The organism is Micromonospora sp. C51, assembly GCF_018070435.1.
Classification (GTDB): Bacteria; Actinomycetota; Actinomycetes; order Mycobacteriales; family Micromonosporaceae; genus Micromonospora; species Micromonospora sediminimaris.
The window spans coordinates 126,117-143,348 of the sequence record NZ_JAGPXQ010000012.1; the positions used below are offsets into that span (position 1 = coordinate 126,117).

Genomic DNA, 17,232 nt, shown 5'->3' on the forward strand with positions numbered 1-17,232 from the left:
GAGCCAGGAACCAGACGAACTGTCCGCGGCGGCGAGCGTCGCCGACGCACCGGCCTCAATCAGCCGGCGGCCGCCTTCAGCGCGTCACCGAGAGCAGTCGCCTCGTCGGGAGTCATCTCGACGACGAGCCGGCCACCGCCCTCCAGCGGGACCCGCATGACGATGCCCCGGCCCTCCTTGGTGACTTCCAGCGGACCGTCGCCCGTCCGCGGCTTCATCGCCGCCATGTTGTCTCCCCTCAGACCTACACCAGGGTCGGTGGGTTGCCCCACAGCCACTTCGCCATGACCACCCGCAACTTGCACGTGGGTGTCGACCGACGATTTTCCCTGATGAACACCGCCGGACCCAAACCGAAGCAGCATTGATGTAACAGCATCTAGCTTATCCTTAGATGGCCTGTCACAATGTGCGGTCATGCAGGCACGGTCGGCACTCTTCGACCTGTACGGCGACCACCTCCGGCCGCGGGGTGGTCGCGCACCCGTTGCCGCGCTGGTCAAGCTGCTGGCGCCGCTCGGGATCGCGCCCCCCGCCGTACGGACGGCGGTCTCCCGAATGGTGCGCCAGGGCTGGCTCGAACCGACCAGACTGGCGTCCGGTCCCGGATATTCGATCACACCGAAGGCGGCGCGCCGACTGGACGAGGCCGCCTCCCGGATCTACCGCACCGGTCGGGTCACCTGGGACGGGCGTTTCGACCTACTGGTGCTGGACGCGCCGAGCGCCCGCCGGGACCGCCAGCGACTCGCCGCCAACCTGCGGTACCTCGGCTACGGCACCCTGGACGAACAGACCTGGGTGGCCACCCGTCCGGCAGAGGACGTCGACCTGCTGCTCAGCGAGGCGGGCGTACGCTTCGAGCGGTTCAGCGCCGCGCACGCCGCCGGCACACCGGGCGCGATGGGCCTGGTCCGCCGGGCCTGGGACCTGGCCGAGATCGGCCGGGCGTACGAGGAGTTCGTCGCCGAGCAGCGGACGCTGCTGACCGGCGTCACCGCCCGCAGTGGCGACGAGGAGGCGTACGCGGCCCGGTTCCGGCTGGTGCACGCATGGCGTACGTTCCTGTTCCGGGATCCGCAGCTGCCACCGGCGCTGCTGCCCGAACGCTGGCCCGGTATCGCCGCGGCCAGCTTCTTCGACCGCCACGCGGCCCGGCTCCGCCCGGCCGCCGACCGGTACGTCGAGCTGTGTCTCGACGGTGGACACCGGATCGCCCGACAGAAGGGTCGCCAGACGTGACCGAGCCGCTGCTCGTCGACCGCACCGATGCTGTCGTCACCCTCACCCTGAACCGCCCGACGGCGATGAACTCGCTCGACGTGGCGCTCAAGGAGGCGCTGCGGGACACCCTGGCCGAACTGGAGTCCGACCGTGGCTGCCGGGCGGTGGTGCTGGCCGGGGCGGGCGGGTCGTTCTGTGCCGGCCAGGACCTGCGCGAGCACGTCGACACCCTCCAGGCGGGTGACGGCAACCCGCTGGACACCGTCCGGGCGCACTACAACCCGATCGCCGCCCGGCTGGCGAGCCTGCCGAAGCCGGTGGTGGCCGCCGTCCGGGGCATGGCCGCCGGGGCGGGTGCCTCGCTGGCCTTCCTGGCCGACATCCGCATCGGTGGCCCGTCCACCAGCTTCCTGATGGCGTTCGCCAAGGTCGGGCTGGCCGCCGACACCGGCGCCTCATGGACGCTGCCCCGGCTCGTCGGCCACGCCAAGGCCGTCGAGCTGCTGATGCTGGCCGAGCCGGTACGCGCCGAGGAGGCGTGCCGGCTGGGGCTGCTCAACCGGATGACTGACGACGACGAGCAGGTGCTGCCCACCGCGCAGGAGCTGGCCGCTCGGCTCGCCGCCGGACCGACGGTGGCCTACGGGGCGATCAAGCGTCAGCTCTCCGTCGCCGACGCCGGCACCCTGGCCGACGCGCTGGCCGCCGAGGCGCAGGCACAGGCCATCTGCGGCGCGACCACGGACCACCGGGCCGCCACCATGGCCTTCGTCGGCAAGCAGAAGCCGGTCTTCGAGGGCCGTTGAGCCGCCGCTGACCTACCGGCGAGCGGCGTTGCAGCGTGCCCGCGAGCGGCGTCGAGGCGTCGCCGGCCTACGCACGGCCGGGGCGGGTCGGTCAGTCGTCCTCTTCCGGGTCCTGGTTCGCCTCCGCGCCGAGCACGAACGCCTGCATGGCCAGTTCGTCGCCGGAGGGTGAGACGAAGGCGGGCAGCTCCCGGGGACCGAGCTCCTGCACGTACGCCCAGAACAGCCGGACCGCCTCGGCCGGCGAGTCGGCCTCGATCGGCAGATCCAGACTGACCAGCCAGGTGCGGCGCTGCGGCGCCGGGCCGAGCCGGTCGACCAGCTCGCGGAACGTCGCCGCGTCGAGGGCCGTGACCGGCCCGCCGAGGACCAGCGCGTCGGCCGCCACCGGCTCGTCGAAGGCCCGCCGGGTGTACGCGACCACAAGCGTGTCGGGTGCCCGGTCGGACTGCGGGTCGTCCGGGTCCTCCGGACGTCGGGCGGCCGGGCCGGCCACCCGGCCCACCGCCACCAACCGCGGTGGCTCGTCGGCCAGCACCGCGACCTGGTCACCGGGGCGGGGCAGACTGGCGCCGTCCAGCCCGGTCAGCTCAAGCGTGTCGTGGTGGACGAGCCGTTCGGCGTCGTACCGTCCGGCGGGCAGGAGCACGGCCCAGGTGCCCGTGCCGTCCGCCTGGCTCGCCCCGTTCACCCGGTGTGCGGTGTCGGTCGTCATGCCCTCATCCCATCACGCCCGTCGCGGAAGTCACGACGTGGCAACCCGTCAGATGGTCGTCGACCATCCCGGTGGCCTGCATCAGCGCGTACGCCGTCGTCGGGCCGACGAACCGGAAGCCACGCTTCTTGAGCGCCTTGGCCATGGCCGTGGAGGCGTCGGTCAGCGCGGGCACGGCGGCCGCTGAGCCCGGTCGGGCCCGACCGGGTGGCGGGGCGAAGGACCAGAGCAGCGCGGACAGCCCGTCCGGAAGCTGCTGTGCGGCGCGGGCGTTCGCGATCGCAGCCTCGATCTTGGCGCGGTTACGGACGATGCCGGCGTCCGCGAGCAGTCTGGCCACGTCGCCCTCGCCGTAACCGGCCACCGTGTCGATCCGGAACCCGGCGAAGGCCGCCCGGAAGGCCGGCCGCTTGCGCAGGATGGTCAGCCAGGACAGACCCGACTGGAACGCCTCCAGCGTCATCCGCTCGTAGAGTGCGTCGTCACCGTGCAGCGGGCGGCCCCACTCGGTGTCGTGGTAGACCGCGTAGTCGGGAGTGCTGGCACCCCACCCGCACCGGGCCAGCCCGTCGGCACCGATCACCAGTTCAGTCACGGCATCCAGGCTAGTGCGGTGTCCGACAGCCAGCCGCGCACCGGTCAGGGCAGGCGGCCCTGCTCGACCTGACGGGCGAAGCGTCGCAGCGCCTGGGTGAGGCTGAACTTGGAGCCGGGCCAGAGCACCGGCCAGGCCACCCGCCCGGCCGACCCGCCCGGCAGGTGGAACCACTCGTGCCAGACCACCTGACTACGCCCGCTCTCCAGCGGGGTGCACCGCAGCACCCCGGGGCCGCGCAGCAGCGTGCCGCAGTGCACCACGCCGATCTCGTACGGCGCGTCCACCCGGACCACCCGCATCGTGTCCCGCAGCACCGCCGGGCCGAGCGAGGTGACCGCCTCGACCAGGCTCCCCTCACCACCGTCACCCTCCACCACCCGGACGGTGGTGAACGGGATCCACTCGGACTGCCGTTCCCAGGCCAGCAGGGCGGCGAAGACCTTCTCGGCCGGCGCGTTGACGATCACCGTGGCGGTGACCTCACCGGCGCCGGGTTGAGCCGCCTCTCGAAGATCGTCAGCGCCGTCCGAGCCGGTCACGCCGACTCCGACCGGACCACCGATTCGCGCGGCGCGGATCCCGGCGCCCCGCTGTCCGCCGGCTTCTCACCGGAGTCGGCAGCGGCCGGGGTCGCGGCGTCGTCGGCCGGCTCCCCGCCCGGCACCGGCTGTGCACCGGCCGGCCGGCCATCGCCGTCGACCGGCTCCGTCTCGGCGGTCGGCGCTCCCGCCGCAGCCTCCGGCGCCGCCGTTGAGTCCGCGGTGGTCTTCGGGCCGGGGCCCGGCCGGTCACCGGTCTCGACCACCGCCGGAGCCACCGAAAGCTCGATCGTCGATCCTTCAACCGTCTGGGATTCCTGCGCCTCGGTGGGCTTGGCCGCCTGCTCACGGGCCTGCCGGAGCGCGTCGGCGTCGTCGAGCCGTCCGTCCCGCAACGCCGTCACCTCCGCCTCCAGCACACCGATCAGCTCGGCCTTGTAGCCGATGTCGTACGCCGCCCGGCGCATCGCCTGATCGACCTGGGTCATCCGGTACCCACGCAGCGCGGTGTCGAAGCGCACCTCGCCGACGTCCGACTCGCGCAGCGGACGGTCGCCGGGCAGCGGCACCGCCCGCCCGTCCGCCTCGACCGGGGCCAGCCCGGGATCCCGACCGGTGACCAGCACCGACACGCCGAACACGACCGCCGCGACGGTGACCGCCACGACCAGCAGGAGCAGAAGCTGACCCATGCACTGATCGTGGCACGCCGAGGGGAACGGGGCGACCCCACCCGGCGCGGCGTACCGCGAACCGGCAACCGGATAGCGTCAGTGTGGCGACGGCGTGATCGTCGGTGGCGGGTGGCGATGTGGGAGGTGGCGTGGCCGGGGTGCTGCGGCTCGGGGCTCGGCGGTTCGGTCCCGAGGACCTGGTGGTGATGGCGATCGTCAACCGCACCCCGGACTCGTTCTTCGACCGGGGCTCGACCTTCCAGGCCGACAGTGCGCTGCGGGCGGTGGAGAAGGCGGTGGACGAGGGCGCGGACATCGTCGACATCGGCGGGGTGAAGGCCGGCCCGGGTGCCGAGGTGGACGTCGCCGAGGAGATCCGTCGGACGGTGGGCACCATCGCCGCCGTCCGGGCCGCCTTCCCGGAGGTCGTCATCTCGATCGACACCTGGCGGGCCGAGGTCGCGGTGGAGGCCGTGGCGGCCGGCGCGGACCTGCTCAACGACACCTGGTCGGGGGCGGATCCAGCGCTGGCCCGGGTGGCGGCGCGGACCGGGGTCGGGCTGGTCTGCTCACACGCGGGAGGACTCAGCCCGCGCACCCGGCCACACCGCGCGGCCTTCGACGACGTGGTGGCGGATGTGGTCGCGACGGTGACCGGGCTCGCCGAGCGTGCGGTCTCCCTGGGCGTACGCCCCGACGGGATCCTCATCGACCCGGCGCACGACTTCGGCAAGAACACCCGCCACTCGTTGGAGATCACCCGGCGGTTGGGCGAGCTGGCCGCGACCGGTTGGCCGGTGCTCGTGGCCCTGTCGAACAAGGACTTCATCGGCGAGACGCTGGACCTGCCGGTCACCGAGCGGCTGGAGGGAACGCTCGCCGCGACGGCGGTCTCCGCGTGGTTGGGCGCCCGGGTCTTCCGCGCCCATCAGGTCCGGCCGACCCGCCGGGTGCTGGACATGGTCGCGACCGTTCGGGGCGATCGGCAACCCACGCTCAGCCGCCGCGGCCTCGCCTGAGCGGCCCGCTCAGGTTCAGGTCCAGCGGAGGATGTTGCGCCGCCACGCGTAGAGCAGGCCGAGCGCGAGGACACCCACGAAGATCGCCATCTCCACCACCGTGACCATCCCGAACCCGGGCCGGTCGAAGACCACCGCCCAGGGGAAGAGGAACACCGCCTCGACGGCGAACAGCACGTAGAGGTACGCGTAGACGTAGTAGCGGACCTGCATCTGCGCCCAGTCGCCGCCCACCGGGTCGAGCCCGCACTCGTAGCTGGCCCGCTTGCCGGGCGGATCGGCCGGGCGGGCGGGGCGCAGCACCCGGTTGGCGGTGAACGCGACGACGAGGAAGAGCACGCCAGCGAGCAGCAACAGCCCGAGCGTCGCGTACGAGCCCAGGTAACCGGTCACGGTCGGTCAGCCTACCGCCCGTCGGGAGACCACGGCCGAGTCGCGAACTTCTTTTCATCTGGGACTAGTGTCCCAGGGCAACTTCCGACCACCATGGGACCACCACCAGCACCGGAGGATCAATGGGACGGCTGCCCGGACGACGCGTGTGGCGTCGTAGGCTCGCGTCCGCCTGCGCCCTCGGCCTGCTGCTGGGCGTCGGAGCCGGCGCGGCGCCGGGTGCGCTGGCGGCCGTGGCGTTGCCGAGTCGGGCAACCGAGCCGGGGCCGTACAGTCCACCGGCCGAGCCGACCGGCGAGCCCGCGCCCACCTCGCCGCCGCCCACGGTCGAGCCGCCGGTCGAGACGAGTACGCCCGCCGCACCGTCGACGACGCCCACACCGGGCACCACCACCGTCGGACCGATCCCGAGCACTGGTCCACCGGCCGCGACCGTGGCACCGCCCCGGCCCACCTACTCCCCGCCGTCCCGGCCGCCCGCGCCCACCGTCGCACCGCCCGTATCGGCCGGTGTAAGGGTCACCACCGGCGACGTCACCCTGCCGGCCGGTTACTGGAATGCGGCCAGCACGGTGGCCACCCTGAACGTGACCGTCACCAACACCGGCAGCGCGAACGCCGGTGTCCGCCTCGCCTACACCCTGCCGGCCGGGCTCACCGACGCCGGCACGGACGGCTGCGCCACCGCCGGGAGCCGGGAGTACCGCTGCGGGCAGTGGACCACGGCACCCGGCGCGCAGTTCAGCACCCGGCTGCGGATCCGGGTCGACGGCGACGCCTGGCGCAACATGCCGCTGGCCGGCTCGGTCCGGGTGACGGCCACCGGCGCGGCCGGCACCGCGAGTGACGACGAGGGCTTCGCCGTGCTGTTTCCGCCCGGCCCACCGGCGCCCGGGATCACCATGTCGGCCGGTGAGGTCACCTTCGACGCCGACGGTGCCAGCGAAGGATTCCTCGTCCGGCTCGGCAACACCGGTCGGGCCGACGCCAGCGGCTGGATCGACGTGCTGCTGCCCGCCGGGGTCACGGTGACGACGCCACCTGCCGGCTGCGTCGCCGCGGCGGCAACGCGTACCCGCTGCGAGCTCGGCACCGTCCGGTCGGGGCGTACCGAGGAGGTCAGGTTGGCGGTGGCGGCGACGCCGCAGGCGCTGCGCAGCGCACCGCTGTCCGGAGCCGTGATCGGCCGGCTCGACCCGCGCAACGGTGCCGACCGGCGGATGCAGCTCAGCTTCCGGATCACCGCGGCGTCACCCGAGCAGCTCGCGGTGGCGCCGCCGCCGGCGACGTCGCCGAACCTGCGCCCGGCCGGGGCGGCGCCAGGTGACACCGAGGGGTCGACGTCGAGACACCGCACGGCGGTGCTGCTGATCACGGTGTCGGTGCTGCTGGCGCTCCTTGCCGTCGGGCTGGCCGCGGCGCGGTTGCGGCACCGGGCCGGCGCATCGCGGACCGGCGACGTGGAGACCACCGCTGCGGCGCTCGGGGCCGAGGCGGACCAGCCCGTCGGCGGCGCGCCGGAATCAGACAGCGGGATCTGGTTCCGGGCCCGACGGCCGGCCCGGACACAGGACCGACCTGGCTGGGAAGTGCGGTGATATGGATTACGGCGGCCCCGGCGAAACACCGCAAGTGACCACATAAACCTTCAGATTTCGATCCCAGTCGGCGGACCTCCGGGCAGGGCGCGCCCTCGATCCGACGTAGGCTCTCGGTGAGGGAAGGACAGGCGGGCCGGACGGTGACGGACGGCCGGTTCAGCGGCGCGTCAAGGAGGTCTCGTGGCCGGGCAAGGCGAGGTCACCATCCAGTTCAGCCGGCCGCGCCACAGCGCGCCACGAAGCGAGGTGCGGCCGTGAGCAAGCAGATCCGCCAGCTCGAACGGGTGGTCATCCGGTTCGCCGGCGACTCCGGCGACGGCATGCAGCTGACCGGTGACCGGTTCACCTCGGAGACGGCGCAACTGGGCAACGACATTTCCACGCTGCCCAACTTCCCCGCCGAGATCCGGGCTCCCGCCGGGACCCTGCCGGGTGTGTCGAGCTTCCAGGTGCACTTCGCCGACTACGACATCCTCACCCCGGGTGACGCGCCGAACGTCCTGGTCGCGATGAACCCGGCGGCGCTCAAGGCGAATCTTGCCGACCTGCCCCGGGGCGCCGACATCATCGTCAACACCGACGAGTTCACCCGGCGCAACCTGGCCAAGGTCGGCTACGCGAGCAGCCCCCTCGACGACGACACCCTCGCCGGGTACGCGGTGCATCCGGTCGCGCTGACCTCGATGACGATCGGTGCGCTGGCCGAGCTGGACGTGTCCAAGAAGGACGCCGAGCGAGCCAAGAACATGTTCGCCCTCGGCCTGCTCAGCTGGATGTACTCCCGACCGTACGAGTCGACCCTGCGATTCCTGGAGCGCAAGTTCGCCAAGCGGCCCGAGCTGGTCGCGGCGAACGTGGCCGCGTTCAAGGCCGGCTGGAACTTCGGCGAGACCACCGAGGACTTCGCCGTCCGCTACGAGGTCAAGCCGGCCAAGATGCCGCCGGGGACCTACCGCAACATCACCGGCAACGCCGCGCTGTCGCTCGGCATCGTCGCCGCGGGTGTCCGCTCCGGCCTGCCGGTCTTCCTCGGCGCGTACCCGATCACGCCGGCCTCGGACATCCTGCACGAGCTGAGCAAGCACAAGCGGTTCGGCGTCACCACCATGCAGGCCGAGGACGAGATCGCCGCGATCGGTGCGGCGCTGGGCGCCTCGTACGGCGGCGCGCTCGGTGTGACCACCACCAGCGGCCCGGGGGTGGCGCTCAAGGGCGAGACCATCTCCCTCGCGGTGGCGTTGGAACTGCCGCTGGTGATCGTGGATGTGCAGCGGGCCGGGCCGTCGACCGGCATGCCGACCAAGACCGAACAGGCCGACCTGAACATGGCGCTGTTCGGCCGGCACGGCGAGGCGCCGGTGGCGGTGATCGCGCCCAAGTCCCCGTCCGACTGCTTCCACGCCGCCCTGGAGGCGGCGCGGATCGCGCTGACCTACCGCACCCCGGTCATCCTGCTGTCGGACAACTACGTCGCCAACGGTTCCGAGCCGTGGCTGCTGCCCGAGGTCGACTCCCTGCCGGATCTGCGGGTCGAGTTCGCCACCACGCCCAACGGCGAGGACGGCACGACCTTCCTGCCTTACCTGCGCGACCCGCAGACCCTGGCCCGGCCGTGGGCCGTACCGGGCACCCCCGGTCTCGAACACCGCATCGGCGGGCTGGAGAAGGCCGACAAGACCGGCGACATCTCGTACGATCCGGCGAACCACGACTACATGGTGCGGACCCGGGCGGCCCGGATCGAGACCATCCCGGTGCCGGACGTGGAGGTCGAGGACCCGGACGGCGACGCCCGGGTGCTGGTGCTCGGCTGGGGCTCGACGTACGGCCCGATCGGTGCCGCCTGCCGCGCCCTGCGCCAGCGCGGCCTACCGGTCGCGCAGGCGCACCTGCGGCACCTGGCCCCGATGCCGGCCAACCTCGGTGCGGTGCTGCGCTCCTACGACCGGGTGGTCATCCCCGAGATGAACCTCGGCCAGCTCGCGCACGTGATCCGGGGCCGCTACCTGGTCGACGCCATCGGCTACAACCAGGTCCGCGGCCTGCCGTTCACCGCCGCCGAGCTGGAGACGATGCTGGAAGAGGTCCTGAAGAATGTCTGAGCCCGTCGCCCTCAAGCTCACCGCCAAGGACTTCAAGTCCGACCAGGAGGTGCGCTGGTGCCCCGGCTGCGGCGACTACGCGATCCTCGCCGCCGTCCAGCAGTTCATGCCGGAGTTGAACATCCCCCGGGAGAACACCGTCTTCGTCTCCGGGATCGGCTGCTCGTCGCGCTTCCCGTACTACATGAACACCTACGGGATGCACTCGATCCACGGGCGGGCGCCGGCGATCGCCACGGGCCTGTCGGTCTCCCGGCCGGACCTGTCGGTGTGGGTGGTGACCGGTGACGGCGACGCCCTCTCCATCGGCGGCAACCACCTGATCCACGCACTGCGCCGGAACGTCAACCTCAAGATCCTGCTGTTCAACAACCGGATCTACGGGCTGACCAAGGGGCAGTATTCTCCCACCTCCGAGGTCGGCAAGATCACGAAGTCGACGCCGGTTGGTTCGGCCGACGCGCCGTTCAACCCGCTGTCGTTGGCGCTCGGCGCGGAGGCGACCTTCGTCGGCCGGACCATCGACTCCGACCGTAAGCACCTCCAGTCCGTGCTGCGCGCCGCCGCCGAGCACTCCGGCTCCGCCTTCGTGGAGATCTACCAGAACTGCAACATCTTCAACGACGGGGCGTTCGAGCAGCTCAAGGAGCCGGGCACCCGCGACGACTACCTGATCCGACTGGAGCACGGCCAGCCGATCACGTTCGGCAAGGACGGGCAGTTCTGCGTCGTACACCCGCCCGGCGGGTTCGGCCTGGAGGTACGCGAAACCGCGTCGACCCCGACGGAGGAGATCGTCGTACACGACGCCACGGTCGACGACCCCGCGTACGCGTTCGCGCTGTCCCGGCTGCCCGGCTTCGACCTGCGGAACACCCCGATCGGCGTGTTCCGCTCGGTGCGCCGCCCGTCGTACGACAGCGTGGTGCAGGGGCAGTTGGCCGACGCCCTGGCCACCGTCACCGAGAGCCCGGAGCAGCAGTTGGCCGGGCTGTTGGGCAGCGGCGACACCTGGACCATCGTCGGCTGACCCGTGCCGTGACCAGCACGACCGGGCCGTTCCCTCGGGACGGCCCGGTCGACGTTCTCGGGCCGGTGATAGCTGACCGTCGCTCAGGGCAGGGTGTTCGCGGTGGGGCGGTCGTCGCGTACGTGCACGAGCATGTCCCCGGTCTCGATGACCGCACCGGCCCGGTCCGCAAGGGTGACCACCTTGCCCCGCCGGACCAGCGCGATGACCAGGGTGTCGAGTTCCCGGGGCGACCTGCCGACCTCGCTGCGTTCCGCAGAGCGCATGGCCAGCGCCATGCCCTGACCCGGGGTGAGCAGATCCTCCACCACATCGATCAGCGGTGGCGCCGACGTCGACAGACCCAGCAGCCGGCCGGCGGTCGCCGAGGAGACGATCACGTGGTGCGCCCCGCTCTGCTTGAGCAGTGGGGCGTTCTCCGCCTCCCGGGCCGCGGCGATGATCCGGACCTGGCCAGCGGTGAGTTGACGTACGGTCAGCGCCACAAGCACTGACGCGTCGTCGCTGTCGGTTGCGATGATCACCGCCTTGGCGGTCCGTACGTGGGCCTGATTGAGCACGGAGGATCGGGTCGCCGAACCTTCGATGGCCACCAGTCCGTTCGAGGTAGCCTGGCGCAGCGCCGGACCGGCCCGTTCCACCACCACGATCCGGGACTTGTCCAGCCCGTTCTCCAGCAGTGCCGAGATCGCGCTACGTCCCTTGGTGCCGTAGCCGCAGATGATGACGTGGTCCTTCACTTTTCTCTCCCACCGGTGCAGGCGACGGCCGGTCCGGTACTGCTCGGTCAGGACCTCGAGGGTGGTACCGACCAGGATGATCAGGAACAGCACCCGAGCTGGGGTGACGAACACGATGTTGACCAGCCGGGCCTGCTGGGTCATCGGCACGATGTCGCCGTAACCGGTGGTCGACAGCGAGACCACCGCATAGTAGAAGCAGTCCAGCAGTGTCAGGCCGTCCCCGTTGTTGTCGCGGTACTGCTCCCGTTCGAGGTAGACCACCGCCACCACGGCGAGGACCAACCCGATGGCGGCGGCCAGCCGGATGCTCAGCGCGCTGAGCGGGCCTCGCCGCTGCGCCGGAAAGTGAATCACCTGGGGTCCTGCCCCGCGTCGGTCGCCTGCACGTCCACAACATAGCGGCTGACCCGGGAACCGCACGGCGGGGTGGCGTCAATGGACCGGTACGGCGAACGCGGCGGCGGACGGGCATGATGGGACGGTCAGCGCAGGAGCGGCGAGAGTGAGGCCCGTATGTCGTTGCTGAGACGGGTGATCGGCGCGGTACTGCGCCGCGAGCGCCAGCACCAGGGCCGCACGCTGCGGGAGGTCGCCCAAGCCGCCGGGGTCTCCGTGCCGTACCTGTCCGAGGTAGAGCGCGGGCGCAAGGAGGCATCCTCCGAGGTTCTCGCGGCGATCTGCCGGGCGCTCGGCCTGCACCTCTCGGATCTGCTGGAGGAGGTTCGCGACGAGCTTCGGCGGGTCGAACGCCGACTGCCGGCCACCGGCCCGGCCGGCCATGTCCGGGCCGGTGACGTCCCGGCCACCCGGCGCGGCGACCCGGCGACCGCGCCCGCTGGCCGCGGTACGGACGGATCCGCCCAGCCCGTCGCCCGACTCAACGCCGTCGGCTTCGGCGCGGACCTCACCGCAGGGCTGGGCGGCAACGGTCCCTATCCGGGCTGGACCGGCCCGGTCGGGCGGATCGGCGCCGCCGGCCCGACCGGCGGCGAACTCAAGGGCGGTGGGCTGACCGGCGGCGGGTCGGCCAGCGGAATCAGGGTCATCGCCTTCGCCGACCCGGTCGGTCCGATCCACCTCGTCGCCCGGGGTCCGCTGCTCCGTCGCAGGTCGACCACCCGGTCGTCCCTCGGCCCGCTGCACCGGCCCAGGGCACGTAGGCGAGCCGCCCGGCGGAGGGCCACAGTGCGGGCCACCGTCGGCAGTCACCGAGGGTGAGGCCACCAGACATTGTTGACTCCTCCGAGGAATGACCTGAACTGGCGGCTGGTCGCCGTCGTTCTGCCGTGGGCGGATCTGCCCCGAGCAGAACGGCTGGTTGAAGTCCGGCGGCATCCCGCAGGCTGAAGGGGCCGGTCCCCGAGCGCTCGACGTCGCCGCCGGCGGGTGGAGGTTGACCATGATCACAATGCTCGACGACGGCCAGCGGACCTTCGGCGACCAGGTGTTCGAACGGCTGCTACGAGAGCGGATCGTCTTCCTCGGCAGCGAGGTGAACGACGAGATCGCCAACCGGATCTGCGCCCAGATCCTGCTGCTCGCCGCCGAGGACCCGGAGCGGGACATCACCCTCTACATCAACTCGCCCGGCGGCTCGGTGAGCGCCGGAATGGCGGTCTACGACACCATGCGCTTCGTCCGCAACGATGTGGCGACCCTGGCCATGGGGCTCGCCGGCTCGATGGGCCAGTTCCTCCTCTGCGCCGGCACGGCCGGCAAGCGGTACGCGCTGCCGCACACCCGGATCCTGATGCACCAGCCCTCCGGCGGCATGGGTGGTACGGCCTCCGACATCACCATCCAGGCGGAGAACATGCTGCACGTCAAGCGGACGATGCAGGAGTTGATCGCCCAGCACAGCGGCCGCACCCTGGCCGAGATCCAGCAGGACTGGGACCGGGACCGCTGGTTCACCGCCGAGGAGGCCCGGGAATACGGCCTGATCGACCAGGTGGTGAACACCGCCACCCAACTGTCCACGAGCTGATGCCGATCGCAGGCCACTTGGGCGACACCTCCGGCTACCTGGACGCCTAGCGCCGAGCGGGACCGACGATCGAGTAGGCGATCAACCCGCCGAGGGCGAGTACCGCGGCAATCAGCATGGCGGCATCGCTCTCGGCTGGCTGTCCCTGCCACGTCGCCGTTGCGCCCCAGACACCCTGCTGGGGGTACATGACCGCGACAGTGGTCCAGCCCAGCGGCAGGAACCACGATCTGGCGGCACCGACCACGGTCGCGCACAGGGCGGTCAGCCCCAGCAGGCCCGCGGCGTCACGGGCCACCAGCGCGGCCGGCCCGAACCGGGCCCCGGTGTACCGCGTGACGAGCAGGACAGCGAGGACGACCACCAGGCCGGCGAGCAGGTGCACCGCGCGCCGCCAGGGCCAACGCATCGACGCGGTGCGGTCCAGGTTCTCGTCGGGACCGGCGAGGGTGGACGACAGCACCGCGACCATCAGCAGGACGGTCATCACCACCACCATCGCAGTCACGTCCCGCTCCTTGGCGAAGGCCAGGCACAGGCCCCACACCACTGCCGCGCCGCCGACGGCGGCAATCAGGGCCAGTGGTACGCGCCGCGAGCGCAGGTACAGCAGCATCCAGGTCACCGGGCAGCCCCGGACAGGATGCCGGTGACGTCGGCGCAGGTCCGGAGGGCATCACGGACCGCCGTGACCCGGGCCAGCGCCTCGTCCTCGGGCAGTGCGCGCAATCCCTGCCACAGCGCGACCGCCGCGGGGTTGATCTCGGGGTCCTCTTCGATCATCCCGGGAACCACTCCGACGTCTGACCGCGGTTCGCGCTCCAGAAGCCAGTAGGCCGCCGCCCGTTCGACCACCTCGTTACGGTTCTCGCACCGTCCGTCGTACTGGACACCCAGCCCACGGACAATCTCGGGAACCACGGCGGCCGGGTGTGCGAGCCCGCCACGCTTGTCGATTCGTACCTGGATCCTGACGACGCCGTCCTCAGGCGAACTGACCTCGTCAGTCATGAACGTGCGGGTGTCCTCGTACACAGCGGTGGGCGCGTCCGGCAGTTTGGCCAACGCCGTCAGGCCCTCCCGGGCCAGCGGAGTCAGGGCGTCGAGCACGTTGGCGTTGACCCGGCTGACGCAGACCGTCGGCGTGTCGTCGGTGCAGAGCAGTTCCCGCGCAACCGGGTCGACCGGCCAGTTGAGCACGCCTTCGTCCCTGGGTACGACCGCTGTCGCCACAAGGAGCCCGAGCACCACCGGCACCAGCGCTGCCGTACGGGTGCGCCAGCCATCGGCCACGAACAACAGCATCCCAGCGGTGGCGAGTGCGGCCATCGAGATCGCGAGCGCAGCGCTGACCCGATTGTCGATCGTCTGGTAGGCGTGGAACGGAAGCGTGCCGTGGACCGGGGAGACCGCCGCGGCCAACCAGTCCGGAAGCCGGATGACGCTGAGGAAGATCAGCAGGACGCCGGCCACCGCCAGCGCCGGGGCGGTCACCAGGGCGGGAAGCATACGCCCGATGCCCAGTCCGAGCCACGCCGCACCGATCAGCGACATCGCACCGACACCGGTGACGACCGCGAAGTTCAGCAGGGGCACGTGCCGGGCGGTGGAGGCGATCCAGCCGATGCCCGCCACGGTCACCAGCAGGTAGGCGACCGTGAGGGTGAGTGCCATCGCACCGAGGACCGGCAGCATCCGCTGTGCGCGTGGCCGGGCGGTGGTGGTGAACAGCTCGCCCACCTTCGCCCGGTGCTCACGGCGGCCCTGCCAGGCCCCGGCGGCCAGCGCCAGCGGCCACAACAGGAGCAGGTATTCGCGGACGGTCATGGCCAACGCCATCCAGCCGCTCGACCAGCGGCCGGTCGCCAGATAGAGCGCACCGACCCCGACCACCACCGTGATCAGCCCGGCACCGAGCGCCGCGGACCGACGTAGTTCGATTCCCAGAACGGTCATCGGACGGCCTCCGCGCGGTGCCGGCGGAGGACGGCGGAGTAGCCGCGCTCGGCCGGGCTGTCACCGGCATCACCCTGGTCGCCCTGCATGGTCAGGCCCTCGGGGGTACCCTGCCACACCAGGCGGCCCACGTTGAGCACGAGCACGTCGGTGCAGGCGGCCACCACGTCCTCCACCAGATGGGTGGAGACCAGCACGCAACTGTCGGTGCCGAGGTCACGCAGCAGCTCGCGGAAGTCGAGCCGCTGTTCCGGGTCGAGGCCGACGGTCGGCTCGTCGAGCAGCAGGAGCTGCGGATCGTTGACGATGGCCTGCGCGATCCCGGCCCGGCGCAGCATGCCACCGGAGAGGGTCTTGAGTCGGGCATCGGCCTTGCTGGTCAGCCCGACCCGGTCGATCGACCGTTGCACGGCCGCCGCGACTTCGGCCTTCGGCATCTCCTTGAGCCACGCCATGTACCCGACGAACTCGCGGACCGTGAACCGCGGATAGAAGCCGAAGTGCTGCGGCAGGTAACCGAGGTTACGACGGAGCGATCGCAGATCGGATCGGCTGTCGACCGAGTGTCCGAGCAGGGTCAGCCGCCCCCCGGCGGGGTTCAGGACAGTCGCCAGAGCCCGGATCAGAGTGGTCTTCCCCGCACCGTTCGGGCCGAGCAGCCCATGCACCCCGGAGGGCAGGGCCAGGTCAAGACCGTCCACGGCAAGGTGACGCCCCGCCCGGACCCGTAGACCCTCGGCGTGCACCTCCCACGGATGGGTGGTGACGGCCGTTTCGGCCGCACTCACGGCACGCATCATCATCGTCTCCTTCATTGATCGGCAGCGCGGCAGCGACGCCGCCTCTTTCGCAGGTCGGAGCTGCCCAGGCAAGGCAGGAGTCGTCTGGGCACGGTGGGAGCTGTCTAGTCGTGGTGGGTGAGTCGACGGAGTCCGTTGACCCGGAGGAGGGCCATGACGGTCAGCAGCAGCGTGGCCAGTGCCCAGATGCCGGCACTGTCGGCGGCCAGGACCACCGGGAGCCGAGCTGCGGCCAAACTCGGAGCGATCACGACGAGCGTCCAGATCGCGATCAGTCCGATCGCGGCCCGGCGTACGCCGACAAGCGTCCCCAGCAGCAGCGTGGCGGCGGTGAAGGCCAGGCACGGCAGCAGCATCAGAGCAAGTGACACCCCGGTGCGCGCACCAGCCACGGCGAGAGCGGGAATGACGAAGGCCAGCACCGCCGCAGTACGCCGCAGCAACATCGTCAGACCGGTGGCGGGAGTGGCGGCAATCAGTTCCCAGGCCGGATCGGCACGCCGATGCCAGGCGACCGCCACGCCGGGCAACGGAGCCAGCGGTGCGATCAGCAGCACCAGCGAGGGCCGCCCCGCCCACAGTTCACCGAGCAGCGCGGCGGAGGCGAGCACCGTGGCGGTCATCGCCAGCCACGGCAACAGCGTGCCGACGAACCAGCGGTGGCGCAGCACGGACCAGGGCCGGCTGCGGCCGGCCGGAACGGGCGTGGCGGCGATCTCCCGGTCCAGGTTCATCGCGACGCGATCGATCAACGTCCGAGTGTCGACAGTGGTGGCACCGGCCAGCCGGGCGCGACAGTCGCCGCAGTCCTCAAGGTGCACCTCGACCGCCCAGACGCTGGCCTCGTCGAGGCCGGGATCCCCGGCGGCGTACCGCTCTATCTGGGACATCGTGGGATGGGTGGTCGTCATGACAGGGCCTTAGGGTTGAAGTGTCTGGGGTTGGAGCCCTGGATGCCCAGGACGGCGAGGTGTGGCTGATGACGGGTTGCCCTGCGATGGCTCGGGAGGAATGGCCGCCTCGCTGTTCTGGACGCCCCGGCCGC

The 17,232-nt window shown here is 71.5% G+C and carries 19 protein-coding genes; 8 read left to right on the top strand and 11 right to left on the bottom strand.

What is annotated here, in order from left to right; genetic code table 11:
- Positions 1-59 precede the first annotated feature (59 nt).
- The gene (locus KBX50_RS15625; RefSeq protein ID WP_013283866.1) at positions 60-227 is read right to left on the bottom strand and encodes a DUF3117 domain-containing protein; all 168 of its coding nucleotides are present in this window, start codon (positions 225-227) and stop codon (positions 60-62) included.
- A 190-nt stretch (positions 228-417) separates the two neighbouring features.
- On the opposite strand from KBX50_RS15625, the gene KBX50_RS15630 reads away from it, so the two are divergent.
- Positions 418-1,242 carry a PaaX family transcriptional regulator C-terminal domain-containing protein gene (locus KBX50_RS15630; protein ID WP_210937749.1) on the top strand — a complete coding sequence of 275 codons (825 nt, stop codon included), beginning with the start codon at positions 418-420 and terminating at the stop codon, positions 1,240-1,242.
- Entirely contained in the window at positions 1,239-2,030 is a 792-nt protein-coding gene (locus KBX50_RS15635) for an enoyl-CoA hydratase-related protein (protein WP_210937750.1), read from the top strand. Before KBX50_RS15630 ends, KBX50_RS15635 begins: the two co-directional genes overlap by 4 nt.
- A gap of 91 nt (positions 2,031-2,121) precedes the next feature.
- Here the strand turns inward: KBX50_RS15635 and KBX50_RS15640 are convergent, their stop codons facing one another.
- Genes KBX50_RS15640 through KBX50_RS15655 form a run of 4 tightly spaced genes read right to left on the bottom strand, consistent with a single transcriptional unit; the run spans position 2,122 to position 4,574 of the window.
- Positions 2,122-2,745, bottom strand: a complete 624-nt coding sequence (locus KBX50_RS15640) for a hypothetical protein (protein WP_210937751.1) — start codon at positions 2,743-2,745, stop codon at positions 2,122-2,124.
- A gap of 4 nt (positions 2,746-2,749) precedes the next feature.
- Positions 2,750-3,340, bottom strand: a complete 591-nt coding sequence (locus KBX50_RS15645; protein ID WP_210937752.1) for a DNA-3-methyladenine glycosylase I — start codon at positions 3,338-3,340, stop codon at positions 2,750-2,752.
- Positions 3,341-3,384: 44 nt separating this feature from the next.
- Entirely contained in the window at positions 3,385-3,882 is a 498-nt protein-coding gene (locus tag KBX50_RS15650; RefSeq protein WP_210937753.1) for an SRPBCC family protein, read from the bottom strand.
- Positions 3,879-4,574 (bottom strand): DivIVA domain-containing protein, encoded by a 696-nt coding sequence (locus tag KBX50_RS15655; RefSeq protein WP_210937754.1) that lies wholly within the window; start codon positions 4,572-4,574, stop codon positions 3,879-3,881. The genes KBX50_RS15650 and KBX50_RS15655 overlap by 4 nt, the downstream gene beginning before the upstream one ends.
- 131 nt (positions 4,575-4,705) lie before the next feature.
- Between KBX50_RS15655 and folP the strand changes: the two genes are divergently transcribed.
- Positions 4,706-5,575 (top strand): dihydropteroate synthase, encoded by an 870-nt coding sequence (gene folP, locus KBX50_RS15660; protein WP_210937755.1) that lies wholly within the window; start codon positions 4,706-4,708, stop codon positions 5,573-5,575.
- Positions 5,576-5,590: 15 nt separating this feature from the next.
- On the opposite strand, the gene ndhC is transcribed toward folP, so the two are convergent.
- Positions 5,591-5,968, bottom strand: coding sequence for an NADH-quinone oxidoreductase subunit A (gene ndhC / locus KBX50_RS15665; RefSeq protein ID WP_210937756.1), 378 nt, complete (start codon positions 5,966-5,968; stop codon positions 5,591-5,593).
- 122 nt (positions 5,969-6,090) lie between these two features.
- On the opposite strand from ndhC, the gene KBX50_RS15670 reads away from it, so the two are divergent.
- The 3 genes from KBX50_RS15670 to KBX50_RS15680 all read left to right on the top strand — a co-directional run bounded on the left by KBX50_RS15670 (position 6,091) and on the right by KBX50_RS15680 (position 10,701).
- Positions 6,091-7,566 (top strand): hypothetical protein, encoded by a 1,476-nt coding sequence (locus tag KBX50_RS15670; protein WP_210937757.1) that lies wholly within the window; start codon positions 6,091-6,093, stop codon positions 7,564-7,566.
- A gap of 257 nt (positions 7,567-7,823) precedes the next feature.
- Positions 7,824-9,671: a 2-oxoacid:acceptor oxidoreductase subunit alpha gene (locus KBX50_RS15675; protein WP_210937758.1), complete on the top strand. Its 1,848-nt coding sequence runs from the start codon at positions 7,824-7,826 to the stop codon at positions 9,669-9,671.
- The gene (locus tag KBX50_RS15680; RefSeq protein ID WP_210937759.1) at positions 9,664-10,701 is read left to right on the top strand and encodes a 2-oxoacid:ferredoxin oxidoreductase subunit beta; all 1,038 of its coding nucleotides are present in this window, start codon (positions 9,664-9,666) and stop codon (positions 10,699-10,701) included. Before KBX50_RS15675 ends, KBX50_RS15680 begins: the two co-directional genes overlap by 8 nt.
- Positions 10,702-10,784: 83 nt before the next feature.
- Here the strand turns inward: KBX50_RS15680 and KBX50_RS15685 are convergent, their stop codons facing one another.
- Positions 10,785-11,798 carry a TrkA family potassium uptake protein gene (locus KBX50_RS15685; RefSeq protein WP_210937760.1) on the bottom strand — a complete coding sequence of 338 codons (1,014 nt, stop codon included), beginning with the start codon at positions 11,796-11,798 and terminating at the stop codon, positions 10,785-10,787.
- A 159-nt stretch (positions 11,799-11,957) separates the two neighbouring features.
- On the opposite strand from KBX50_RS15685, the gene KBX50_RS15690 reads away from it, so the two are divergent.
- Positions 11,958-12,662 (top strand): helix-turn-helix domain-containing protein, encoded by a 705-nt coding sequence (locus KBX50_RS15690; protein ID WP_210937761.1) that lies wholly within the window; start codon positions 11,958-11,960, stop codon positions 12,660-12,662.
- A gap of 181 nt (positions 12,663-12,843) precedes the next feature.
- Complete coding sequence (locus KBX50_RS15695) at positions 12,844-13,431, top strand: ClpP family protease (protein WP_093408401.1); 588 nt, start codon at positions 12,844-12,846, stop codon at positions 13,429-13,431.
- A gap of 46 nt (positions 13,432-13,477) precedes the next feature.
- On the opposite strand, the gene KBX50_RS15700 is transcribed toward KBX50_RS15695, so the two are convergent.
- The 4 genes from KBX50_RS15700 to KBX50_RS15715 form a co-directional block, all read right to left on the bottom strand.
- The gene (locus KBX50_RS15700; RefSeq protein ID WP_232511371.1) at positions 13,478-14,047 is read right to left on the bottom strand and encodes a hypothetical protein; all 570 of its coding nucleotides are present in this window, start codon (positions 14,045-14,047) and stop codon (positions 13,478-13,480) included.
- Positions 14,048-14,052: 5 nt separating this feature from the next.
- Positions 14,053-15,387: a hypothetical protein gene (locus tag KBX50_RS15705; protein WP_093408406.1), complete on the bottom strand. Its 1,335-nt coding sequence runs from the start codon at positions 15,385-15,387 to the stop codon at positions 14,053-14,055.
- Entirely contained in the window at positions 15,384-16,187 is an 804-nt protein-coding gene (locus KBX50_RS15710; protein ID WP_373870656.1) for an ABC transporter ATP-binding protein, read from the bottom strand. Before KBX50_RS15710 ends, KBX50_RS15705 begins: the two co-directional genes overlap by 4 nt.
- 104 nt (positions 16,188-16,291) lie before the next feature.
- Positions 16,292-17,098 carry a zf-HC2 domain-containing protein gene (locus KBX50_RS15715; protein WP_093408409.1) on the bottom strand — a complete coding sequence of 269 codons (807 nt, stop codon included), beginning with the start codon at positions 17,096-17,098 and terminating at the stop codon, positions 16,292-16,294.
- Positions 17,099-17,232 lie beyond the last annotated feature (134 nt).

What these genes read in the sequence shown, in the direction of transcription:
- KBX50_RS15625 (WP_013283866.1), bottom strand. Translation starts at nt 227, where the DNA reads ATGGCGGCGATGAAGCCGCGGACGGGCGACGGTCCGCTGGAAGTCACC.
- KBX50_RS15630 (WP_210937749.1), top strand. Translation starts at nt 418, where the DNA reads ATGCAGGCACGGTCGGCACTCTTCGACCTGTACGGCGACCACCTCCGG.
- KBX50_RS15640 (WP_210937751.1), bottom strand. Translation starts at nt 2,745, where the DNA reads ATGACGACCGACACCGCACACCGGGTGAACGGGGCGAGCCAGGCGGAC.
- KBX50_RS15655 (WP_210937754.1), bottom strand. Translation starts at nt 4,574, where the DNA reads ATGGGTCAGCTTCTGCTCCTGCTGGTCGTGGCGGTCACCGTCGCGGCG.
- KBX50_RS15670 (WP_210937757.1), top strand. Translation starts at nt 6,091, where the DNA reads ATGGGACGGCTGCCCGGACGACGCGTGTGGCGTCGTAGGCTCGCGTCC.
- KBX50_RS15680 (WP_210937759.1), top strand. Translation starts at nt 9,664, where the DNA reads ATGTCTGAGCCCGTCGCCCTCAAGCTCACCGCCAAGGACTTCAAGTCC.
- KBX50_RS15690 (WP_210937761.1), top strand. Translation starts at nt 11,958, where the DNA reads ATGTCGTTGCTGAGACGGGTGATCGGCGCGGTACTGCGCCGCGAGCGC.
- KBX50_RS15695 (WP_093408401.1), top strand. Translation starts at nt 12,844, where the DNA reads ATGATCACAATGCTCGACGACGGCCAGCGGACCTTCGGCGACCAGGTG.
- KBX50_RS15700 (WP_232511371.1), bottom strand. Translation starts at nt 14,047, where the DNA reads ATGCTGCTGTACCTGCGCTCGCGGCGCGTACCACTGGCCCTGATTGCC.
- KBX50_RS15705 (WP_093408406.1), bottom strand. Translation starts at nt 15,387, where the DNA reads ATGACCGTTCTGGGAATCGAACTACGTCGGTCCGCGGCGCTCGGTGCC.
- KBX50_RS15710 (WP_373870656.1), bottom strand. Translation starts at nt 16,187, where the DNA reads ATGATGCGTGCCGTGAGTGCGGCCGAAACGGCCGTCACCACCCATCCG.
- KBX50_RS15715 (WP_093408409.1), bottom strand. Translation starts at nt 17,098, where the DNA reads ATGACGACCACCCATCCCACGATGTCCCAGATAGAGCGGTACGCCGCC.